The sequence below is a fragment of the Kribbella shirazensis genome (genome assembly GCF_011761605.1).
Taxonomy (GTDB): Bacteria; Actinomycetota; Actinomycetes; order Propionibacteriales; family Kribbellaceae; genus Kribbella; species Kribbella shirazensis.
The window spans coordinates 4,492,668-4,512,806 of the sequence record NZ_JAASRO010000001.1 but is presented as its reverse complement, the minus strand read 5'-3'; the positions used below and the strand labels follow the sequence as shown (position 1 = coordinate 4,512,806).

The 20,139-nt window shown below is 70.3% G+C and carries 22 protein-coding genes; 9 read left to right on the top strand and 13 right to left on the bottom strand.

The genetic code is table 11. The features are described from left to right. Positions 1–7 precede the first annotated feature (7 nt). Entirely contained in the window at positions 8–892 is an 885-nt protein-coding gene (locus BJY22_RS21910; protein WP_167209619.1) for a peptidoglycan-binding protein, read from the bottom strand. Positions 893–1,169: 277 nt separating this feature from the next. On the opposite strand from BJY22_RS21910, the gene BJY22_RS21905 reads away from it, so the two are divergent. Next, the gene (locus BJY22_RS21905; protein WP_167209617.1) at positions 1,170–1,922 is read left to right on the top strand and encodes a hypothetical protein; all 753 of its coding nucleotides are present in this window, start codon (positions 1,170–1,172) and stop codon (positions 1,920–1,922) included. Positions 1,923–2,018: 96 nt separating this feature from the next. On the opposite strand, the gene BJY22_RS42535 is transcribed toward BJY22_RS21905, so the two are convergent. Further along, positions 2,019–2,144, bottom strand: a complete 126-nt coding sequence (locus tag BJY22_RS42535) for a hypothetical protein (protein WP_272954832.1) — start codon at positions 2,142–2,144, stop codon at positions 2,019–2,021. 60 nt (positions 2,145–2,204) lie between these two features. Here BJY22_RS42535 and BJY22_RS21900 point away from each other — a divergent pair, with 60 nt between their 5' ends. Next, positions 2,205–2,423 (top strand): hypothetical protein, encoded by a 219-nt coding sequence (locus tag BJY22_RS21900; RefSeq protein WP_167209615.1) that lies wholly within the window; start codon positions 2,205–2,207, stop codon positions 2,421–2,423. A gap of 6 nt (positions 2,424–2,429) precedes the next feature. Here the strand turns inward: BJY22_RS21900 and BJY22_RS21895 are convergent, their stop codons facing one another. The 5 genes from BJY22_RS21895 to BJY22_RS21875 form a co-directional block, all read right to left on the bottom strand. Continuing rightward, positions 2,430–3,191 (bottom strand): YebC/PmpR family DNA-binding transcriptional regulator, encoded by a 762-nt coding sequence (locus BJY22_RS21895; RefSeq protein WP_167209613.1) that lies wholly within the window; start codon positions 3,189–3,191, stop codon positions 2,430–2,432. A 32-nt stretch (positions 3,192–3,223) separates the two neighbouring features. Beyond that, complete coding sequence (gene pdxT, locus BJY22_RS21890) at positions 3,224–3,817, bottom strand: pyridoxal 5'-phosphate synthase glutaminase subunit PdxT (RefSeq protein ID WP_167209611.1); 594 nt, start codon at positions 3,815–3,817, stop codon at positions 3,224–3,226. Further along, on the bottom strand, positions 3,814–4,380 hold the full coding sequence (locus tag BJY22_RS21885; RefSeq protein WP_337758861.1) for a DUF6891 domain-containing protein: 567 nt from the start codon (positions 4,378–4,380) through the stop codon (positions 3,814–3,816). Before BJY22_RS21885 ends, pdxT begins: the two co-directional genes overlap by 4 nt. Next, a complete protein-coding gene (gene pdxS / locus BJY22_RS21880; RefSeq protein WP_167209609.1) occupies positions 4,377–5,276 on the bottom strand; it encodes a pyridoxal 5'-phosphate synthase lyase subunit PdxS in 900 nt (299 codons plus the stop codon). Before pdxS ends, BJY22_RS21885 begins: the two co-directional genes overlap by 4 nt. Positions 5,277–5,347: 71 nt before the next feature. Further along, positions 5,348–6,700 carry an aminotransferase-like domain-containing protein gene (locus BJY22_RS21875; RefSeq protein ID WP_167209607.1) on the bottom strand — a complete coding sequence of 451 codons (1,353 nt, stop codon included), beginning with the start codon at positions 6,698–6,700 and terminating at the stop codon, positions 5,348–5,350. A gap of 242 nt (positions 6,701–6,942) precedes the next feature. On the opposite strand from BJY22_RS21875, the gene BJY22_RS21870 reads away from it, so the two are divergent. Beyond that, on the top strand, positions 6,943–8,598 hold the full coding sequence (locus tag BJY22_RS21870; RefSeq protein ID WP_167209605.1) for a bifunctional 3'-5' exonuclease/DNA polymerase: 1,656 nt from the start codon (positions 6,943–6,945) through the stop codon (positions 8,596–8,598). On the opposite strand, the gene BJY22_RS21865 is transcribed toward BJY22_RS21870, so the two are convergent. From BJY22_RS21865 to BJY22_RS21855, 3 genes are read right to left on the bottom strand one after another with little or no spacing between them, the layout of a single operon-like run. Beyond that, positions 8,580–8,939: a hypothetical protein gene (locus BJY22_RS21865; RefSeq protein ID WP_167209603.1), complete on the bottom strand. Its 360-nt coding sequence runs from the start codon at positions 8,937–8,939 to the stop codon at positions 8,580–8,582. The genes BJY22_RS21870 and BJY22_RS21865 overlap by 19 nt on opposite strands. 3 nt (positions 8,940–8,942) lie before the next feature. Next, positions 8,943–9,893, bottom strand: coding sequence for a sigma-70 family RNA polymerase sigma factor (locus BJY22_RS21860; RefSeq protein ID WP_167209601.1), 951 nt, complete (start codon positions 9,891–9,893; stop codon positions 8,943–8,945). Then, the gene (locus BJY22_RS21855) at positions 9,890–10,384 is read right to left on the bottom strand and encodes a LemA family protein (RefSeq protein WP_167209599.1); all 495 of its coding nucleotides are present in this window, start codon (positions 10,382–10,384) and stop codon (positions 9,890–9,892) included. Before BJY22_RS21855 ends, BJY22_RS21860 begins: the two co-directional genes overlap by 4 nt. A 159-nt stretch (positions 10,385–10,543) precedes the next feature. Between BJY22_RS21855 and BJY22_RS21850 the strand changes: the two genes are divergently transcribed. Both BJY22_RS21850 and BJY22_RS21845 read left to right on the top strand, forming a co-directional pair. Beyond that, entirely contained in the window at positions 10,544–11,308 is a 765-nt protein-coding gene (locus tag BJY22_RS21850; RefSeq protein ID WP_167209597.1) for an S-methyl-5'-thioadenosine phosphorylase, read from the top strand. Then, the gene (locus BJY22_RS21845) at positions 11,305–12,321 is read left to right on the top strand and encodes an NAD-dependent epimerase/dehydratase family protein (protein WP_167209596.1); all 1,017 of its coding nucleotides are present in this window, start codon (positions 11,305–11,307) and stop codon (positions 12,319–12,321) included. The genes BJY22_RS21850 and BJY22_RS21845 overlap by 4 nt, the downstream gene beginning before the upstream one ends. On the opposite strand, the gene BJY22_RS21840 is transcribed toward BJY22_RS21845, so the two are convergent. Continuing rightward, complete coding sequence (locus BJY22_RS21840) at positions 12,280–13,500, bottom strand: sensor histidine kinase (RefSeq protein WP_167209593.1); 1,221 nt, start codon at positions 13,498–13,500, stop codon at positions 12,280–12,282. The two genes, BJY22_RS21845 and BJY22_RS21840, sit on opposite strands and share 42 nt — an antisense overlap. Continuing rightward, positions 13,497–14,195 carry a response regulator gene (locus BJY22_RS21835; RefSeq protein ID WP_167209591.1) on the bottom strand — a complete coding sequence of 233 codons (699 nt, stop codon included), beginning with the start codon at positions 14,193–14,195 and terminating at the stop codon, positions 13,497–13,499. The genes BJY22_RS21840 and BJY22_RS21835 overlap by 4 nt, the downstream gene beginning before the upstream one ends. 122 nt (positions 14,196–14,317) lie before the next feature. Here BJY22_RS21835 and BJY22_RS21830 point away from each other — a divergent pair, with 122 nt between their 5' ends. From BJY22_RS21830 to BJY22_RS21815, 4 genes are all read left to right on the top strand, one after another. After that, positions 14,318–14,968 (top strand): glycosyltransferase family 2 protein, encoded by a 651-nt coding sequence (locus BJY22_RS21830; RefSeq protein ID WP_167209589.1) that lies wholly within the window; start codon positions 14,318–14,320, stop codon positions 14,966–14,968. After that, the gene (locus BJY22_RS41120) at positions 14,965–16,215 is read left to right on the top strand and encodes a DUF2064 domain-containing protein (RefSeq protein WP_202891208.1); all 1,251 of its coding nucleotides are present in this window, start codon (positions 14,965–14,967) and stop codon (positions 16,213–16,215) included. Before BJY22_RS21830 ends, BJY22_RS41120 begins: the two co-directional genes overlap by 4 nt. A 170-nt stretch (positions 16,216–16,385) precedes the next feature. Beyond that, positions 16,386–17,846, top strand: coding sequence for a glycosyltransferase 87 family protein (locus BJY22_RS21820; protein ID WP_167209587.1), 1,461 nt, complete (start codon positions 16,386–16,388; stop codon positions 17,844–17,846). Next, positions 17,803–18,651: an ATP-grasp domain-containing protein gene (locus BJY22_RS21815; protein WP_167209585.1), complete on the top strand. Its 849-nt coding sequence runs from the start codon at positions 17,803–17,805 to the stop codon at positions 18,649–18,651. The genes BJY22_RS21820 and BJY22_RS21815 overlap by 44 nt, the downstream gene beginning before the upstream one ends. A gap of 18 nt (positions 18,652–18,669) precedes the next feature. Here the strand turns inward: BJY22_RS21815 and BJY22_RS21810 are convergent, their stop codons facing one another. Then, positions 18,670–20,106: a glycosyltransferase family 87 protein gene (locus BJY22_RS21810; protein ID WP_420371420.1), complete on the bottom strand. Its 1,437-nt coding sequence runs from the start codon at positions 20,104–20,106 to the stop codon at positions 18,670–18,672. Between the last annotated feature and the right edge of the window lie 33 nt (positions 20,107–20,139).

Below are 20,139 nucleotides of genomic sequence, written 5' to 3'. Positions count from 1 at the left end.
TCCCGGGCTACTGCTCGATCTCGGAGGTCTGCTCGGCGTCGGCGGTCGCCGAGCCAGTGATGTTCTGGTTGATAATGGCGTCCTGCTGCGCGATCGCCACCGACTGACTGTCGACAGCGCCGATGTTCGCCGCGACCGCGGCATCGATCGGAGCCGCGACATTCGCGTTCGCCGCTACCGCGCCGGCGATCGGAGCGGCAAGGTCGACGTCGGCATCGATATTGACGTTGACATTCAGCAGGTTCCCGTCCAGCAGCTGGCTCGTGTCAGGAGTCTCCAACCCAGTGTCCGGAACAACCGCAGCATCGGCCGCAGGCTCCACGCCAGCTGCTCCAGTGGTCCCAGTGCTCTCCTCCGACGGCGTCTCGGTTCCACCGGCGGTCGTGTCCGCGACACTGGCTGGATCAGGTTCGCCACTTGACCCATCACTTGGCGCATCACTCGTGGACGCATCGCTCCTGGACGCATCGTTCGTGGACGCATCGTTCGTGGACGCATCGTTCGTGGACGTACTGTCAGCGGCGCCGCCCTGCACCGGGGTGGAGGACCCGGCATCGACCACGTCGTTGGACTGATCGATCCCGCTGACCTGGACAGCGTGCGCAGTCGCGTCGGCATCAATGCCCTGCGTGATCAGGACACCTTGATCGGCCAATGCCTGGGCCTCGGAGCCACTGGACAAGATGTTCGCGCCGACAGCCGCGTCGATCGGCGCGGCAACATTCGCGTTCGCGGCCACCGCCAACTCGATCGGTGCAGCGGCATCAATGGCAAGCGCCAGGTCGACGTTGAGGTCGAGGATCGAAACGACCTCCTTGTCCGGCAGCACACTGCCGACCTGGGCACTCAGCTCCTCATCCGACAACGGAACCAGCTCTGCATCCTCACTCATCACAATCCTCCAGACCGGAAACTGTGGGACTTCGGTACCCATCTGAGCCGAATCCGCACCACGACCGCCATTCGGAGTCCTCAGATCCGAGGCATCGAGCGTCGTGCCACCTCAAACGAGCGACTGATCAACCGGCCGTCGGGGCACAAGGACCAGCGGTGAGAAGGACGTCTGTCCGAAGGATCGTCTTTCAGGTTGAGTGATCGGGCAACTATTGCGGCCCGCGACGCATCGTGCTTGGTGAGGCACCTCTGGGTCCTCACTAGGGGTGGTTGCCATGTTGCTGACTCGTAGGCGTTTGATCATCACGGCGGCCTTGGCGACCGTCCTCGTCGCAGGTTGTGGAGGCTCCGGGCCGCCCACCGTGGCCCGTTCAACCGTGCATTCGTCGTCCGCGCCGGCGTCGAAGCCGGCGGCAGGCATCGCCCAACTGTCAGCTCAGCAGATCCTCAAGAAGGCGCGGGCCGAGGCCAAGGCGGCCGTCGGTGTGCGCATCCGGGGCGATGTGACGCTGGACGACGGCAAGCGGACGACCTTCGATGTCAGCGCCGGCAGGTCCGCCGGCTCAGGCACCATCACCATCGATGGTGACCGCCTCAGGTTTCTCATGTTCGGCAGAACCGCCTATCTGCAGTTCAGCGACGCCTATTGGCGGCAACAGCGTAAGTCGAACAAGGATGCCGACCGGCTCATCCAGCACATGCGCGGCAAGTGGCTGAAGGTCGTCTTCACCTCCAAGGAGTTCGCCGAGATGCCAACATTCGCCAGTCTTCTCGCGACTTTGGACCGCATGCTCGACGTTGGCGGCGGGGTTCGGAAGATCGGGGCCAGGACCATCGGAGGCATCCCGTGCATCGGCGTCGGGGACGGCGACCAGCTCACCCTGTGGGTCGATGCCGCCAACGCCCGTCCCATCCGCGTCGACATGCCTGCCAAATCCAGCATGACCTTCAGCGGGTACAACCAGATCAAGGAACCCAAGGTGCCGCCGGCCACGCACGTAGTCGACAGCAAGTCCCTGAGGGGATGAGTCTCAAGTCGTGGGGATCCTGGCTTCGGCCTCCGCCTGTCCCGTACCTGCTGCCCGTCGTCGCGCGAGTGGGCACGGGAGGCCGTCGACAATCGTCTATCGGGCCTTGAGGAAGGTTTCCGCGAGTTCGGCGGACGCGACCGTCTCGGTGAAATACTGCATCGGCTGCGGGAGCAGCAGGCTGTGCACCATGCGCTGCACGTCCTCCGGAGCATCGGGCATGAACGCCGGCCAAACCTACCGCCCCAACTGTGCCCGACGAGCGTCACGTCCCGCAGGTCCTTGCGTTCGACGACCGTCGACGGCGTCCCGTGCGTCGGTCTCGAGGGCAGCGACGGCACCTTGTGGGTGGACGCGGCCACGGCACGCCCGGTCCGGCTGGAGATCCCCGACAAGTCCAGCCCGAAGGATGCACTGACCTTCACCGAGTACGGCGAGATCGCCGCACCGAAGGCCCCTCCCGCCGCTCAGGTCATCGACGGAAAGGCCCTCGGCATGTGAGCTCGCTCAGCCGACCTCGGCCATGATCTCGTCGGACACGTCGAAGTTGGCGTACACGTTCTGGACGTCGTCGCTGTCCTCGAGGGCGTCGATCAGGCGGAAGATCTTGCCGGCGCCGTCGGCGTCCAGTTCCACGGTCATCGACGGGACGAACTGCACGTCGGCGGACTCGTAGTCGATACCGGCGTCCTGCAGCGCGGTGCGGGCCGGGACCAGGTCGGTCGCCTCGGTGACGACCTCCCAGGACTCACCGAGGTCGTTGACCTCCTCGGCGCCCGCCTCCAGCACGGCCTCCATCACGTCGTCCTCGGACAGCGACTTCCCGTCCTGCTCCTTGGCGACGACGATCACGCCCTTGCGGTTGAACAGGTAGGCGACCGAGTTCGGGTCAGCGAGCGAGCCGCCGTTGCGCGACATCGCCGTCCGGACGTCCGCGGCCGCCCGGTTCCGGTTGTCGGTGAGGCACTCGACCAGCATCGCCACGCCGTTCGGGCCGTAGCCCTCGTACATGATCGTCTGGTACTCCGCACCGCCCGCCTCGGCACCGGAGCCGCGCTTGACCGCGCGGTCGATGTTGTCGTTCGGGACCGAGGACTTCTTCGCCTTCTGGATGGCGTCGTACAGGGTCGGGTTCCCGCCAGGGTCGCCACCGCCCATCCGGGCGGCCACCTCGATGTTCTTGATCAGCTTCGCGAAGAGCTTGCCGCGCTTCGCGTCGATGACGGCCTTCTTGTGCTTCGTGGTGGCCCACTTGGAGTGGCCTGACATGGCGAACCAACCCTTCTCACTGCTGCGAACGTCTAGAGGCCGCGGACCAACTCGGCGAAGTAGCCGTGCAGCCTGGCGTCCCCGGTCATCTCCGGATGGAACGACGTGGCCAGCAGCCGGTCATGGCGAACCGCGACGATCCTACCCGCGGCCGGGCCCGACCTCACCGTCGACAGTACCTCCACGTCCCGTCCGACCCGCTCCACCCACGGTGCGCGGATGAACACGGCGTGGTACGGCGTGTCGAGCGCGGCGAACTCGAGATCAGCCTCGAACGAGTCCACCTGCCGCCCGAACGCGTTCCGCCGGACCGTCACGTCGAGCCCGCCGAGCGTCTCCTGGCCCTCGATACCGCCGGTGATCTCGTTCGCGAGCATGATCATCCCGGCGCAGGTGCCGAACACCGGCATCCCGTCCGCGATCCGCTTCTGCAGCGGCTCGAACAGCTCGAACGCCCGGGCCAGCTTGTCCATCGTGGTCGACTCGCCGCCGGGTAGCACCATCGCGTCGACCTGCTCCAGCTCGGCGGGCCGCCGTACCGGACGCGCCTCGACACCGACCTGCTCGAGCATGGCCAGGTGCTCCCGCACGTTGCCCTGCAGCGCAAACACACCGATCACGGTCACAACGTCACCTTCCGATGCCAGTCGAGGGTGACTTCGATCCGGCCCTCGTCGTACACCGCGGGCAGGTCGTGCCGGCGCAGCAGCGCGAGGACGTCCTCCAGCAGCGGCTCACCGGGCGCGACGTTGGCCGTGTCCGGATGCCAGACCTTCAGCTCGAGCATCCCGAAGTCGACCGCGTGCCAGACGTCGGTGTCGGTGAAGAACACCAGCCCCTTCGGATCGGCCGCGGCCTCCAGCGCCTCGCGGGCGGCGTGATGGTCGGACGTGTACCGGACCACCACCAGCCCCCGGGACTCCAGCTCGGTCAGTACGGCGTCCAGGCGGTCCGGATCCGTGGTCGCGGGCCACCCGGCCGCCTCGGCGTCGAGATCAATCACCGCTTCGCCGATCAGCAGCGGCACGAGGGCGGACGCGTCCATCGCTGGCGCGTCCTCCCGCACCGCCTCGGTCAGCGCGGCGGTGATCGCCGCGTGGTCGGCGTACCCGGACCGCACCAGGACACGGGCCAGGCCGCGCAGCTCCCGGGCGGTCCGCTCGTCGACCGCCTGCAGTCCCTCGGTCACCAGCCGCGCTCGGCGAGCCGGTGCGGCTGCGGGATCTCGTCGACGTTGATGCCGACCATCGCCTCGCCCAGACCGCGGGAGACCTTCGCGATCACGTCGGGGTCGTCGTGGAACGTGGTCGCCTTGACGATCGCCTCGGCGCGCTGCGCCGGGTTGCCGGACTTGAAGATGCCGGATCCGACGAACACGCCCTCGGCGCCGAGCTGCATCATCATCGCGGCGTCGGCCGGGGTGGCGATCCCGCCGGCGGTGAAGAGCACCACCGGAAGCTTGCCCAGGGCCGCGACCTCCTTGACCAGCTCGTACGGCGCCTGCAGCTCCTTCGCCGCGACGTACAGCTCGTCCTCCGGCAGGCTCTGCAGCTTGCGGATCTCCTGGCGGATCTGGCGCATGTGGGTGGTCGCGTTGGACACGTCACCGGTGCCGGCCTCGCCCTTGGAGCGGATCATCGCCGCGCCCTCGGTGATCCGGCGCAGCGCCTCGCCGAGGTTGGTCGCGCCGCAGACGAACGGCACGGTGAACTGCCACTTGTCGATGTGGTTCGCGTAGTCGGCCGGGGTGAGGACCTCGGACTCGTCGATGTAGTCGACACCGAGGCTCTGCAGCACCTGCGCCTCGACGAAGTGACCGATCCGGGCCTTGGCCATCACCGGGATCGACACCGCGGCGATGATGCCGTCGATCATGTCCGGGTCGCTCATCCGGGAGACGCCGCCCTGGGCGCGGATGTCGGCCGGGACCCGCTCCAGCGCCATCACCGCGACCGCACCGGCGTCCTCGGCGATCTTGGCCTGCTCCGCGGTGACGACGTCCATGATCACGCCGCCCTTGAGCATCTCGGCCATACCGCGCTTGACCTTCGCGGTCCCGGTCTCGGGGGTCTGGTTCTCGGTCACTACATCCTCCTGGTCGTCGGGCTGCTTCCAGATTAGGAGGTTCCGGGCACCAAACTTCAGTCCACCCCGGATCAAGTGGACTGAAGCGCCTCGCCCAACCGGGCGACCACGAGCCGCAGCGTGGCCGGCGGGGCGGTGAACGGGATCCGGATGTGGCGGCGATCGGTGGCATCCGGCGTGAACAGGTCGCCGGCGCCGAGCAGGAGGCCACGCTCACGGGCCGCTTCCAGGACGCGGCGGGCCCTCGTCTCGGTCAGCTCGAGCCACAGCGTCATACCGCCCGTCGGCGTGGGCCAGGCCACACCGTCGAGCGTCCGGAGCCCGGCCTCCAGGGCGTTGAGGTTGGCGCGCAGCCTGGTCCGGCGGCGGCCGATCACCTTGTCGAGCTTCGGCACGATCGCCTGCGCCAGCAGATCGTCCAACGCACTAGGCGAGGCCACGCTCAGCTGCGCAGCGCTATTGATACGCCGCCGCAACTGCTTGCCTGTCCGAACCCACCCAACCCGCAGCCCGCCCCACACCGTCTTGGACAGCGAACCCACGCTGACAGTCCTCGGATACCGGCTCAGCGGCTCGGCCTGGTCCCCGTTCGCCAACCACAGCGGCCTCATCGTCTCGTCACTGATCAGAGCCGCGCCATACCGCCGCGCGATCTCCACGACCGCCTGCCGCCGGTCAGCAGGCAAGCTCAGCCCAGTCGGGTTGTGGTTGTCGGCCTGCAGGTAAATGACCTTCGGCCGGTGCCGTCGGCAGAGGTGAGCGAGCTGATCGGTGTCCCAAACGCCCGCAGGCCAGCCCGCCACGTCCAGACGATGTTTGCGGAGCAGGTCGAAGGCAGCTGGGTACGTCGGGGTTTCGGTGATCGCTACGCCCGGTCCGAGGTCCAGGCCGGCCAGCGCGGCGTTCAGGCCGGCCGCTGCGCCTACGGTGAGCGTCAGCTGGTCCGGCTCGGTCGGTACGCCTTCTGCGGTGAGGCGGTCGGCCAGCGCCGCTCTGAGCTCCTGCGAACCGCCTGGCGGAGGACCGTCGCCTCCCATGGCGTGTGGCAGCCCGTCCTGCACGATCTGCGCTGCCGCCTCAGCGACGTCATGCGGCGCGGCAGTCGTCGCGAACCGGAGGTCCAGCACCGGCCGGTCTCCCGCCGTGACCGTCGACGCCGGAGCCACCGGGTCCAGCAGTCGGTCCAGCGGCCGCACCACGGTCCCGGAGCCCCGCTTGGTCTCCAGTACGCCGTCCCGCCGCAGGTTCTCCAGTGCGCGGACGACGGTCACCCGACTCACCTCGAGCCGCTCCGCCAGCACCCGCTCCGACGGCAACCTCGACCCGATCGACAGGTCGCCCCGCTCGATCCGCCGCAGTACCAGGCCCTCGACCTGCTCGGTCTTGGTCCCATCCGCCTGATCCAGATCCCCCGCCCGCCACATAAGTCCACTCTCCCACAACTGGCCCCATCCCCGCCCCGTCCCCGCCCGGGCCCGCGGCACCCACGGCCGCCGCACCCGGCGGACCCACCACGACCCGCCCGCCGCCCCCGCCCGCCGCGCCCGGCGCCCCTCCTTTAGCCCGACTTTGTGCACGGGATCTGTGGCGGCGGGCGGCCGGGATGCGGATCTGGTGCACAAAGTCGGGTTGGGGAAGTGTCGGTGGCGGGTGTGAGGATGAGGGCGTGGACGAGCGGTGGGCGATTGCGCCGGTGAGCGGCGGTGGCGCGATGGTGGTCGCGCTGCGGCCGGACGGGCGGCCTGCCGGGGAGGTGCTGCGCGAGCCGGATCTTGTGCAGTCCGTCGCGTCGCGGCCGCACGTCTCGCGGTGGGTGTGGCGTTCGTCGGCGGAGATCTACCCGCGGTTGCTCGCGGCGGGGGTGCGGGTCGAGCGGTGCTACGACATCGAGAACACCGAGGGCCTGCTGCTCGGGCACGAGGGCCGGCTCGGCGAGCCGCGGTCCGCGGCGGCGGCCTGGGGGCGGTTGAGTGGCGGCCCGGTCCCACCCGATCCCCCGTTGCGCGCCGTCGTACCGGGTGAGCAGTCGTCGCTGTTCGAGATCTCGGCGGAGCCGGTCCCGTTCGAGGCGTTGCTCGCGGTGTACGCCGACCAGCTCCGGCGGCACGACCTGGCGGAGTTCCCGGAGCGCATGCGGTTGCTCACGGCATCGGAATCGTCCGCGATGCTGGTCGCGGCGGAGATGGATCTGGCCGGGCTGCCGTGGAGCGCGGACGTGCATCGGGCGATGCTGAGCGAGCTGCTCGGCGAGCGCTTCGGCGGTACGGGCGAGCCGCGGCGGCTGACCGAGCTCGCCGACGAGATCTCCGCCGCGTTCGGGCACCGCGTGCGGCCGGAGCTGCCGGCCGACGTACTGAAGGCGTTCAAACAGGCCGGGTACCAGCTGAAGTCGACGCGGAAGTGGGAGCTGGAGCAGCTGGATCATCCGGCGGTCGCGCCGCTGCTCGAGTACAAGAAGCTGTACCGGATCTACACCGCGAACGGGTGGACCTGGCTGAACGACTGGGTCCACGACGGCCGGTTCCGCCCGGGGTTTCTGCCGGGCGGCACGGTGTCGGGTCGGTGGGTCACCAACGGTGGCGGCGGTCTGCAGATCCCGAAGGTCATCCGGCGGGCCGTCGTCGCTGATCCCGGGTGGCGGCTTGTCGTTGCCGATGCCTCGCAGCTCGAGCCGCGGGTGCTGGCCGCGATCTCGCGGGACCGGGCGTTGATGGAGGTGGCGAGCGATCCCGGGGACCTCTACAAGGCGGTGTCGGACCAGGCGTTCTCGGGCGACCGGGCGCAGGCGAAGCTCGCCGTACTCGGCGCGATCTACGGGCAGACGTCAGGTGACGGGCTGAAGCATCTGGCCATGCTGCGGAAGCGATTCCCGCAGGCGGTCGCGTACGTCGACGACGCGGCGCGGGCCGGTGAGGAAGGGCGACTGGTGCGCACGTACCTCGGCCGCACCTGCCCACCCAGCGGCCATCCGCTGGACGAAGCCCTGCTGGAGGGACCGCCCGCCGACATTCCCACCACGGATCCGCGCCACGCGAGAGCCCGTGGTCGCTTCACCAGGAACTTCGTCGTCCAGGGCAGTGCCGCCGACTGGGCCCTCCTGCTCCTCGCCGCCCTCCGCCAGTCGCTGACTCCGCTGAAGGCCGAGCTCGTCTTCTTCCAGCACGACGAGGTCATCGTCCACTGCCCCGCCGAAGAGGCCGAGCAGGTCACCCACGCCATCCAGCAAGCCAGCAACCTCGCCGGCACCCTCACCTTCGGCCCCACCCCCACCAACTTCGCCTTCACCACAGCCACCGTCGAAACCTACGCCGACGCGAAGTAGGTCTCCCCGTTCGGCCCCTCGACCTGGACGCCCGAGCCTGCGGCAGCCGCAAGCTGCAGGTGGTAGCCCGGAGCAAGCACCACCCGTGCGCCCCCACGCTTGAACACGACTGCCGAACGGACCTGGCGACCCACGAGCGCCGGCCCATCGTCGAGCGGCAGGGCAGGCGCAGACCCCAGATCCGACACCGTCGCGTCGTGGACGTGTGCGGTGCCGTCGGTCCGGATCGTCGTACCGTCGGAGAACTCCACGCACCAGCCGCGGTCTCGGGCCGTTACCTGGACGACTGTGTGGTCCCGGAGGCTGAGGATCCAGCGGTCGGGTAGCTCTCGGATCTCCATCTGTCACGCGGTTTCTGGTAGGCCGTAGCGCTTGTGGTCGGTGGTTTCGAAGGCGGTGATCTCGGCGATGTGGCCGGATTCGATGCGGAAGACGTCCAGGGCGAAGAGGTGGTAGGAGGGCGTGTTCGGGGGTTTGAGGTAGGCGGCGAGGGTGGGTTGGTCGTTGACGGTGGTGGGGACGAAGCGCCAGTGGCCGCGGTACGCCGGGGTGAGGTTGGGGGTCAGCGAGCGGATCGCGTCCTCGACGCCCTCGAACCAGAACGGGTACGGCGGCATCGTGATGCGGATGTCTTCGTGCATGAGGGCGGCCAGTGCGCCGGTGTCGGCGGACTCCCAGGCGGCGAGATAGCGCTGGAGGAGCTTGCGTTCGTCCTCCGAGCTGTCACGCGCCGACCACTCGGAGCGGTGTGACGGGAGATGTTCGCGCAGGACCGGGCGTGCGCGTTGGAGGGCCGAGTTGACGGCCGCCACCGACAGGTCGACCGCGGCAGCGGTCTCCCGAGCGGACCATCCCAGGACGTCACGGAAGATCAGTACGGCGCGCTGCCGAGCAGGCAGGTGCTGGATCGCGAGCAGGAACGCCAGCTCGATCGTCTCCCGACGGATCGCGACCGCGTCCGGCTCCTCCGCCCGATCCAGCAGTACGTCGGGGAACGGCTGCAGCCACGGCACATCCTCGCGCGCCGGGAGCGCCGTGGCGGGGAACGAGGCCGGCTCCAAGTGGTACGGCAACACCCGGCGCGGCCGCCGTACGTCGATGCACGCGTTCGTCGCGATCCGGTACAGCCACGCCCGCACCGACGACCGCCCCTCGAAGTCGCCGTACGCACGCCACGCCCGCAGGAACGTCTCCTGCACCAGGTCCTCGGCCTCGTCGTACGACCCGAGCATCCGGTAGCAGTGCACCCGCAGCTCGTGCCGGTACCGCTCGACGTACTCCTCGAAGCTGCTCATTCACCGTCCTCGAGCTCGATCGTCGCCGGCATCGGCGCCCGCCCGGCCAGGTGGAACCAGCGCACCAGCCGCCGCTGCCGCAGGTCCCGTGTCGACACGACGACGTCGTTGTGGAACCGCCGGGCGAGCTGCACCCGCCGCATCGCGAGGTTCAGCTCCCCCGCCCACGGCTCGACATCCGTCGAGGTTGCGTGGATCGCGCGGGTCAACGCCGATTCTGCCTGCTCACGGACCTCCATCGCGTCCAGCGACGCGGCACGGGCACGATGCGCGGCGTCGACGAGCAGCAGCGAGGACGCCGGATCGAGGACGTCACTACCGGCCAGCTCCGCGACCAGCGCGGACCGGCGCGCCAGCTCGGTCTCCAGCGAGGCACGGGCCAGCTCCACCCGCTGGTGCAGCCGGTCCAGCCGCCCCGCCGTCCAGCTCGCGTAGGCGCCGAGCGCGAGCAGCACGACGCCGACCGCAAACAACACCCGCGAGATGTCCACACCTCCATTCGATCACCCACGCCCCTCGACCTTGAGCACCCATCAACCATTTCGCCGCTCGCCCCATGGTTGGTGGGTGCCCAAGGTCGCGATTACGGGGCGCTGACGGTGGGTCCGGGGCGGGTCGGGAGTGGGGGTTCGGGGGTTAGCGTCGGCGGTATGGCTGATATCGGCGTGATCGGCGGGTCCGGGTTCTACTCGTTCCTGACCGGCGCGAAGACGATCGAGATCGACACTCCGTTCGGCGCACCGAGCGAACCGCCGGTCGTCGGGGACCTGAACGGCCGCGAGGTGGCGTTCGTCCCGCGGCACGGCGCCGACCACCGGTTCCCGCCGCACCGCGTGAACTACCGCGCGAACCTGTGGGCACTGCGCGAACTCGGCGTCCGCCAGGTCCTCGGCCCGTGCGCGGTCGGCTCGCTCAAGCCCGAGCTGACCCCGGGCACGTTCGTCGTCCCCGACCAGTACGTCGACCGCACCTGGGGCCGCGAGCACACGGTGTACGACGAGGCGCCGGTGGTGCACACCTCCGCCGCGGACCCGTACTGCCCCGTCGGCCGCGCCACGGTGATTGCCGCCGGCAACGTCGTACCCGCAGGCACCATGGTGGTCATCAACGGACCGCGCTTCTCGACCCGCGCCGAGTCGCAATGGCACGCCGCGCAGGGCTGGTCCGTCGTCGGCATGACGGGAGCACCCGAGGCCGCGATCGCCCGCGAACTCGCGCTCTGCTACACCTCGATCGCCGTCGTGACCGATCACGACGCGGGTGTGGAGACCGGCACGGGCGTCACGCAGGCCGAGGTCTTCGAAGCCTTCAAGAACAGCATCGAACGCCTGCAAGACCTGCTGAGAACAGTCATCGGCCAGCTCCCCAAGCCGGACGCCGACTGCAGCTGCCGGCACTCCGTGGATGTCTCATGAAGGTCCTGCTCACCGGCGGCGCCGGCTTCATCGGCCGCCACGTCCACCACCAACTCCTTGCCGAGGGCCACGAAGTCACGGTCCTCGACTCGTTCCGCCCCGACGTGCACGCGGACCGCCCCGAGCCACGCCCGGACCTGATCGTCGGCGACGTCCGCGACCCCAGGACCTTCGACGGCATCGACACCGTCATCCACCTCGCCGCCAAGGTCGGCCTCGGCGTCAGCCTCGACGACATCGACGACTACGTCTCCTCGAACAGCCTCGGTATGGCGGTGCTGCTCAAGTCACTCGGCAGCATCCGGAACCTCGTCTACGCGAGCTCGATGGTCGTGTACGGCGAGGGCCGCTACGACTGCGACGACCACGGACACGTCGCCCCGGGACCCCGCCGTACCGAAGACCTGGACGCGGGCCGCTTCGAGCCGCCCTGCCCGTACTGCGGCGCGCCGCTGCGCCCCGGCCTCGTCACCGAGGACGCCGTACCCGACCCGCGGAACGCCTACGCGGCCAGCAAACTCAACGGCGAACATCTCGCCGCCACCTGGGCCCGCGAGACCGGCGGCCGCGTCACCGCGCTGCGCTTCCACAACGTGTACGGGCCGGGCATGCCACGCAACACGCCGTACGCCGGAGTCGCCGCCATCTTCCGGTCCGCGCTCGAACGCGGTGAGACGCCCCGCGTCTTCGAGGACGGCCGGCAGCGCCGCGACTTCGTCCACGTCCGCGACATCGCGACCGCCGTCACCATGGCCGCGTCCGCACTCCCCCGGCAACCGGCGTTCACGGCGTACAACGTCGGCAGCGGCACCGTCACCACGATCGGTCAGATCGCCGCCGAGCTCTGTCGCGCGTACGACGCCCCGCCGCCGATCGTCACCGGCGACTACCGCCTCGGCGACGTCCGGCACATCACGGCCTCCTCGGACCGCATCCGGCACGAACTGGGCTGGAAGCCGTCGTACGACCTGTCAGCCGGAGTGGCTGACCTCGTCGCCTCGGGCACCGACTGACGCGGGCACCGGCGGTAGGTCGATCTGGAACGCACAGCCGCCGACGACATTCGTCACGCCGATGCTGCCGTCGTGCGACTCGACGACCCCGCGCGCGATCGCCAGTCCGAGGCCGCCGCCGCCCGACGCGGCACCGGAACCGCCGCCCGAACCGACGGCCGGCGCCGGCGCCGTCTCGGGCGTGCGTTGCTCGTCGCCGCGCCATCCGACGTCGAAGACCCGCTCGAGATCGTCGGCCGGGATGCCGCCGCAGCCGTCGGTCACCGCGAGCCGGACCCGACCGTCGGTCTCGCGGTCGACCGCCAGCGTGACCGTCCCACCCGGCGCCGTGTGCCGGATCGCGTTGCCGACCAGGTTGGTGACCGCACGGGTCAGCTCGTCGGGATCCCCTTGAACGGCGAGACGGTCGTCGCCCGGCGGCGTCGACAGCGCCAGCCGAACACCTTCGGCGCGCGCGTGCTCGTTGTTCTCGCCCGCGACGTCCTCGGCCAGCTCCCGCAGACTGACCGCCGACCGGCGCCGCGGCGGCGGGGCCGCCGACAACCGCGACAGCTCGAACAGGTCGTCCACAAGCCCGGTCATCCGATCGACTGTCGTCCGCATCTGCCGCAGCGCACCCGGTACGTCGTCGATCACGCCGTCCTCGAGCCCCTCCGACACCGCCCGCAAACCCGCCAGCGGCGTCCGCAGGTCGTGCGACATGAACGCGACCAGCTCCCGCCGGCTGGTCTCCAGCGCACGCTCCCGCTCGTGCGACGCAGCCAGCTTCTGCCGCGTCATCTCCAGCTCGTTCGTCAGCTCGGCCAGCTCAGCAGGCACCGACCCACCGACGGATTCCGGCGGCTCGTACGACGTACCGAGCTGGCGCAACCGCCGCCCGACGTCCCGCGATCCGGTGCTGATCCAGTGCCCGAGCAGGACCGACATGGCCAGACCGAGCAGCGCCGCGAACGCGAGGGTCCACAGCACCACCCACGAGTCGTGCTCGGAGATGAACATCGCGCGCACGCTCTGCCACACGGCGGCCAGGGCCGCGGCCATCGGCGCCAGGGCCGCGACGATCATCGTGATCCGCAACGACCGCCGCCGGAACTGCCACAGGACCGCGGCGCCGATCGCCGCCACCACCAGCGTCCACAGCGTGGTCAGCGCCAGGATCGTCGCCATGTCCTTGTTCATCGGGCGTCTCCCGCGAACAGGTACCCGGTCCGCGGCACGGTCAGCACGAGCTTCGGGTCCGACGGATCCGCCTCGATCTTCTCCCGCAACCGCCGTACGTGCACCGTGACCGTCGACGAGTCGCCGAAGTCCCAGCCCCACACGCGGCGCAGCAGCTCGGCCTTCGTGTACGCCTTGCCGGCATGTGACACGAGGTACGCGAGCAGGTCGAACTCCCGATGCGTCAGCGACAACTCGTCCCCGTCGAGGTACGCACGGCGGGCCGCGGTGTCGACCATGACCGGTCCGGCGCTCAGCTTGGTCGGTGTCAGATCCAGCCCGGCCAGCCGCTCCTCGCGCCGGACCATCGCCTGCACCCGCAGGGTCAGCTCCCGCGGGCTGAACGGCTTGACCACGTAGTCGTCCGCGCCGACCTCGAGGCCGACCAGCCGGTCCTCCTCCTCGCCGCGCGCGGACAGCATGATCACCGCGGCGCCGTCGTCGGCCGCGCGCATCCGGCGCAGCACCTCGAGCCCGGACAGTCCGGGCAGCATCACGTCCAGTACGACGACGGACGGTTTCCACTGCTGCCACACCTCGACCGCGGACGCGCCGTCCGCGACTACGCGGGCGTCGTACCCGGCCTTGGTCAGGTACGCCGAGACGACGTTGGACACGGTCGGGTCGTCGTCCACCACGAGCACACGAGTAGCCACGTTCAGAGCGTAGATCCTCGGGCCGACCGCGAGCCGCACCAGCACCGGAACGCAGTACGCCGTAAGCGACCCGTAGTCGTGTTCGGGCCCCGCTGCGGCGGGTCCGTCCTTACCGTCGAAGCATGTCCGTCGATCTCGTCCTGCCGTGCCTGAACGAGGCGGCCGCCCTGCCGTGGGTGCTCGAACGGCTCCCGCCGGGCGTCCGGGCCGTCGTCGTCGACAACGGCTCCACCGACGACTCCGCCGCCGTCGCGGAACGGTGGGGCGCGACCGTCGTGCGGTGCGAGATCAAGGGGTACGGCGCTGCGTGCCACGCCGGCCTGGAGGCTGCCGAGGCGGAGGTCGTCGCCGTGATGGACGCGGACGCGTCGCTCGACCCGCGACAGCTCGTCCGGGTGACGGCGCCGGTCCTCGCCGGTCGCGCCGACCTGATCGTCGGTCGCCGGCGCCCGGTGTCGCGGGACGTGTGGCCGTGGCATCTGCGCCTGGCCAACGCGGAGCTCTCGCGGCGGATCAGGCGCCGTACGGGCGTCTCCTTGCACGATCTCGGTCCGATGCGCGCGGCCCGGCGTACGGCGTTGCTCGGTCTCGGGCTGACGGACCGGCGGTCCGGATACCCGTTGGAGACGGTCGTCCGCGCGGCCGATGCCGGATGGCGGATCGCGGAGGTCGACGTGGACTACCTGCCGCGCTCGGGGCGCTCGAAGGTCACCGGGACCCCGCTCGGCGCCGCCCGCGCCGTACTCGACATGTCGAAGGTGCTGGCCCGGTGAACACCGTGATCGTGATCGCCAAGGAGCCGGTGCCGGGGCGGGTGAAGACGCGGCTGCAGACCGAGTTCACGGCGCGCGAGGCGGCGGCGCTGGCGCGGGCGTCACTCGTGGACACGCTGAGCGTCGTCGAGGCAGCCCCTGCGACGCGGCGGGTGATCTCGCTCGACGGCGCGCCGGGGCCGTGGCTGCCGCGCGGATTCGAGGTCGTCGAGCAGCGCGGCGACGGGCTCGACCAGCGGCTCGCGGCGGCGTTCGAGGACGCGTACGACGGCTCGCCGATGCTGCTCGTCGGGATGGATACGCCGCAGCTGCGACCGGAGCTTCTCGGGTTCGATTGGTACGGGTACGACGCGGTGCTCGGGCTGACCGAGGACGGCGGGTACTGGTGCCTCGGGCTGCGGATGCCGGATCGCCGGGCGCTGATCGGCGTACCGATGTCGACCGACCACACGGGGCGCGAGCAGCTCCGGCGGCTGCGGGCGCTGGGGCTGCGGGTCGGGATGCTGCCGACACTGCGGGACATGGACACCCCGCGCGATGCGGCGTACCTCGCGGCGGGGTTCCCGGACCTGCGGGTGTCGCGGCTGTACCGGCGGTTGCAGCATTCGGCGCATCCCGGGTTGCTGTTCGACCAGGCGCTGGGCGGTACGACGAGGGTCGTTGCCACCGGCCTCGACGGGCGGACGGTGCCGTCGCTGTCCGAACTGGACCGGTGGACGGCGCCCGCGGACGAGGTCGACCGGCTCGCCCTGAGCCGGTGCGAGGGACCGGTGCTCGACATCGGGTGCGGGCCGGGGCGGATCGTGACCGCGCTGGCCGAGCGCGGGATTGCGGCGCTGGGGGTCGACGTGTCGCCGCGGGCGGTGTCACTCACCACCTCGCGGGGCGCGGCCGCGCTGCATCGGCCGGTCCAGGAGCCGCTGCCGGGCGAGGGGCGCTGGGGCAGCGTGGTGCTGATGGACGGGAACATCGGGATCGGCGGGGATCCGGTCGACCTGCTGCGCCGCTGCGCCGAACTCGTCCGCCCCGACGGCCTGGTGCTCGTCGAGGTCGACCCCGACGACGACCTGGACGACACCACTCCGATCGTCCTCCGCACCCTCACCGGTCGCCGCTCCACTCCCTTGCCCTGGGCAAGAGTCGGCGCCCGCGCCCTGATCCGCCACGCCCGCACCACGTCCCTCCACCCCACCGAAGACTGGCGCACCCCCCACCGAGCCTTCCTCACCCTCCGCCGGACCGCCTGATGCGCCGCCGCCCCACCCGTCCGGCCACACCGATCAGCCACCGTGATCGGCTCGACCGGGTCCTGTGTCACTTTGTGCACAGGATCCGCACGGACCGGCGCCCGCCGCACGGATCTCGTGCACAAAGTCGGCCAGGGCGGGCTTCGGCGGGGCGCGGGGCGGGTGTCGCGGTGCGGGTCGCCCGGGGTGGCGCCGGCGGTGGCGCGGCGGCGGGCGCCGGCGGTGGCGCGGCGGGGGTCGCCGGGGGTGTCGCGGCGGGGGTCGCCGGGGGTGTCGCGGCGGGGGTCGGCGGGGGTGTCGCGGTGGGGGTCGGGGCCTTGGTGATCGCGGCGACGCGGGCCGGTTGGTGGCCGAACGTGGTGCTGGTCGTCGGCGTTGTCGTGGTCGGCGCGGTGGTGTGGCGGTTCGGGCGTGGGTTGAGCGTGGCGGCGGTGGTGGTCGTCGCAGCGCTGTGTCAGGTGCCGGGGCTGCTGCAGGCGCCGATCACCAGTACCGACGCCTATCGGTACGTGTGGGACGGACGGGTGCAGTTGGCGGGGTATTCGCCGTACGGGCGGGTGCCGTTGGACGACTCCTTGGCCCGGCTGCGGGATCCGGTGCTGTTCCCGGGGCTGGGCCCGGACGAGAAGTCGGGTGTGAGCGGCGTACCCGGGGATCCGGCGCAGCAACCGGTCGACGATCCGAGGACGCGGATCAACCGGCCTGGTGTTCCGACGATCTATCCGCCGGTCGCGCAGGCCTATTTCGCCCTGGTCGCGCTCGTCACGCCGTGGTCCGCGGGCACGCTCGGCCTGCAACTCGCGGCCGCGTTGATCGCGATCGCACTCACCTGGCTACTCGCCGTACAGAATCCGCGCTGGGCCGCCTTGTGGGGTTGGTCACCGATCGTCGCCCTCGAGGCGGGCAACGCCGCCCACATCGACGTCCTGGCCGCGCTCCTGATCGCGGCCGCCGTCATCACCACCGCGAAGCGGCCGAGGCTGGCCGCCGTCCTGCTCGGCGCGGCCGGGAGCGTGAAGCTCCTTCCCCTCCTGCTGCTCCCCTCGTTCCGGCGCCGGCGACCGGTGGTTGCCCTGGGCACCTTCGTCGCGTCGTACGTCCCGCACGTCCTTGCCGTCGGCATCCTGGTGCTCGGCTTCCTGCCCGGCTACCTCAACCAGGAAGGCTTCGAGGACGGCAGCTCCCGATCCGCGATTCTCGCGCTCCTGCTACCTCCTGAAGCCCGCCAACTCGTCGCCGCGGTCCTCGCGATCGCCCTCGCCGCCCTCGCCTTCCATCGGTCCGGCCGCGACCCGATCGCGCTCACCTGCTGCTGGCTGTACGGCGCCGCGCTCCTGATCGCCACGCCGACGTACCCGTGGTACGGCCTCCCGCTGATCGCCCTCGCCGCCCTCGCGCGCCGCCCGGAATGGATCGCCGTACCGCTCGCGTCGTACCTCGCCTACGGCAGCTTCGGGCACGACACCCGCCAGGGCCTGATCTACCTCACCGCCGCCGTCGTCGTGGTCAGCGCCGTCACCCTCCGTCGCCGGTCCGTCGCGAAATCAGGTTTGACCACGACGCCCCTCCCCACGAACACTGGCGGGCGTGACGAAACGCATCGCCCTCGCGACCTCGGCCGAACTCGCTGAGTTGCACCCGCACGACCTCCCGCTCGTCGACGCCCTGCGCACCGCCGGACTCGACCCGGTCCCCGAGGTCTGGACCGACCCGTCCGTCGACTGGTCGGTGTACGACGCGGTCCTGCTCCGCACTGTCTGGGACTACTTCGTGCACTTCACCGAGTTCACCGAGTGGCTCGCCCAGCTCGACAAGGCCGGCGTACCGGTGCTGAACCCGACGGACCAGGTCCGCTGGAACAGCGACAAGCAGTACCTGCTCGAGCTGCGCGAACGCGGTGTCGCCATCGTGCCGTCCCAGATCGCAGCGGGCGCGTGCCTGCGTGAGGTCGTGGCCGGGCTGGCGGGTCAGCAGATCGTCATCAAGCCGACCGTGAGCGGCAACTCGTTGCACACGGTCCGTGGCGTCGCCGGATCCCCCGAGCTGGAGCAGGCGCTCGCCGAGCTTCCCGACCTGGTGTACCTGGTCCAGCCGTTCCTCCCGGAGATCCAGTCCGCCGGTGAATGGTCGCTGCTGTTCTTCGACGGCGAGTTCAGCCACGCGGTGGTCAAGCGGCCGGCAGACGGCGACTACCGGGTCCAGGAGTTCTACGGCGGTCAGACGACTCCCACGGAGCCGACGCAGGCCGTCCTGGAGAGTGCGAAGGCCGCTCTTGCAGCAGCCGGTCCGACCCCGGTGTACGCGCGCGTCGACGGCGTCGTCGTCAACGACCGCTTCCTGCTGATGGAGCTCGAGCTCATCGAGCCGTACCTGTTCCTCCCGCAGCACCCCGAGGCCACGCGCAAACTAGCCGCCGCGGTCGCGGCACGCGTCTAGCCCAGGGGCACGCCCGGCCTAGGCAGTTGCCAGGCCGGCCCGGGCGCCGGATCTGACGCCGTCGCTGGGATCGTCGAGCACGTCACCGTGACGTACCGGGTCGTTCTCCGGGAGGAGGATGTCGCGGGCGACGACCAGCATCAGCCACAGGGTGCCGGCCATGCGCAGGATGACCGAGAACCAGTAGATCCGGTCCGGCACCTGCGGATCCCCGGGCACGAGGAACTGCGCCAGATGCATCCACACGAGCATCCAGTAGAAGCATTCGCAGGCCTGCCAGATCAGCCAGTCCCGCAACCGCGGCCGGGCCAGCGCGACCAGCGGAAGCAGCCACAGCACGTACTGCGGTGAGTAGACCTTGTTGATCAGCAGGAACGCCGCCACGACCAGGAACGCCAGCTGCGCGAATCTGGGCGGCCGCGGCGCCATCAACCCGAGGATCGCGATCGACAGGCACAGTCCGGCGAAGATCACGATGTTCAGCTGGTTGACGTCCGCGACCTCGTGCTTGGCGAGCTTCAGGACGTACCAGATCGAGCCGTAGTCGCTCGCTCGCTCGTCGTTGAACTGCCAGAACGACAGCCATTCCTTCTTCGCCAGCAGGTAGATCGGCGCGTTCACCAGACCCCACGCGACCGCCGTCGCGATCACCGCCTGGAACCACGGCCACAGCTTCCGGCCGCGGAGGCAGACGATCAGCAGCGGACCGAGCAGCAGGAACGGGTAGAACTTCGCCGCCGTCCCCAGCCCGAGCAGTACGCCGAACCAGATCGGCTTCCCGCGCGACCAGGCGAACATCGCCCCGGCGGTCAGCGCGACCGCGAACAGGTCCCAGTTGATGGTCGATGTCAGCGCGAGCGCCGGTGCCGCGGCGACGTACAGGGCGTCCAGCGGCTGCCCTCGCGGCGCGCCCGGGCGCGATGCGACCCCGCGCGCGGTGGCGACCGTGAGACCGACGATCAGCAAGGCGCAGAGGAACAGCATCACGGTGTTCACCAGGAAGAACACACCGGCGGTGTCGCGCTTCTGCTCGACGGTCAGGTCCTTCTTGGGGTCACCGGTCATCAGCCAGGTGATCTGCGCCGCGACCTCCATGAAGCCACCGGTCAGCACCGGGTACTCCAGGACGGGGTAGTTGCCGGTGTCCAGGAACGGCCGGTTGCCCTCCGCGAAACCGCGTTCCTGGTAAAGGAACCCGATGTCGGAGTAGCACAGCGCCTTGAACGGCCGCCAGCTCTGCCGGTCCCAGCCCGCGTCCATGCACGGCGCCTTCTGCAGCACGCCGAGCCCGAAGGTGATCGTGCAGACGGCCAGCGCGATCCGCAGCGGTGTCCACCACGACGAACCGGGCCGGGCGAACCGTCCGGACGGCCCACCGAGCCCTGCGGTCAGGCCGGCGATCGCCGGATCGGCCTCCGACGGCGTCGGCGCGGGCTCGCGTTGTGCTCCGGTCACGGTGGGCATCATCTCCTATCGGCGCACCCGGCG

Excerpts from the sequence above, each read along its gene's own strand:
- BJY22_RS21875 (WP_167209607.1), bottom strand. The coding sequence starts at position 6,700 with ATGTGGCGGGCGGGGGATCTGGATCAGGCGGATGGGACCAAGACCGAG.
- BJY22_RS21895 (WP_167209613.1), bottom strand. The coding sequence starts at position 3,191 with ATGTCAGGCCACTCCAAGTGGGCCACCACGAAGCACAAGAAGGCCGTC.
- BJY22_RS21860 (WP_167209601.1), bottom strand. The coding sequence starts at position 9,893 with ATGAGCAGCTTCGAGGAGTACGTCGAGCGGTACCGGCACGAGCTGCGG.
- BJY22_RS21850 (WP_167209597.1), top strand. The coding sequence starts at position 10,544 with ATGGCTGATATCGGCGTGATCGGCGGGTCCGGGTTCTACTCGTTCCTG.
- BJY22_RS21840 (WP_167209593.1), bottom strand. The coding sequence starts at position 13,500 with ATGAACAAGGACATGGCGACGATCCTGGCGCTGACCACGCTGTGGACG.
- BJY22_RS42535 (WP_272954832.1), bottom strand. The coding sequence starts at position 2,144 with ATGCCCGATGCTCCGGAGGACGTGCAGCGCATGGTGCACAGCCTGCTG.
- BJY22_RS21845 (WP_167209596.1), top strand. The coding sequence starts at position 11,305 with ATGAAGGTCCTGCTCACCGGCGGCGCCGGCTTCATCGGCCGCCACGTC.
- BJY22_RS21865 (WP_167209603.1), bottom strand. The coding sequence starts at position 8,939 with ATGGAGATCCGAGAGCTACCCGACCGCTGGATCCTCAGCCTCCGGGAC.
- BJY22_RS21830 (WP_167209589.1), top strand. The coding sequence starts at position 14,318 with ATGTCCGTCGATCTCGTCCTGCCGTGCCTGAACGAGGCGGCCGCCCTG.
- BJY22_RS21910 (WP_167209619.1), bottom strand. The coding sequence starts at position 892 with ATGAGTGAGGATGCAGAGCTGGTTCCGTTGTCGGATGAGGAGCTGAGT.
- BJY22_RS21905 (WP_167209617.1), top strand. The coding sequence starts at position 1,170 with ATGTTGCTGACTCGTAGGCGTTTGATCATCACGGCGGCCTTGGCGACC.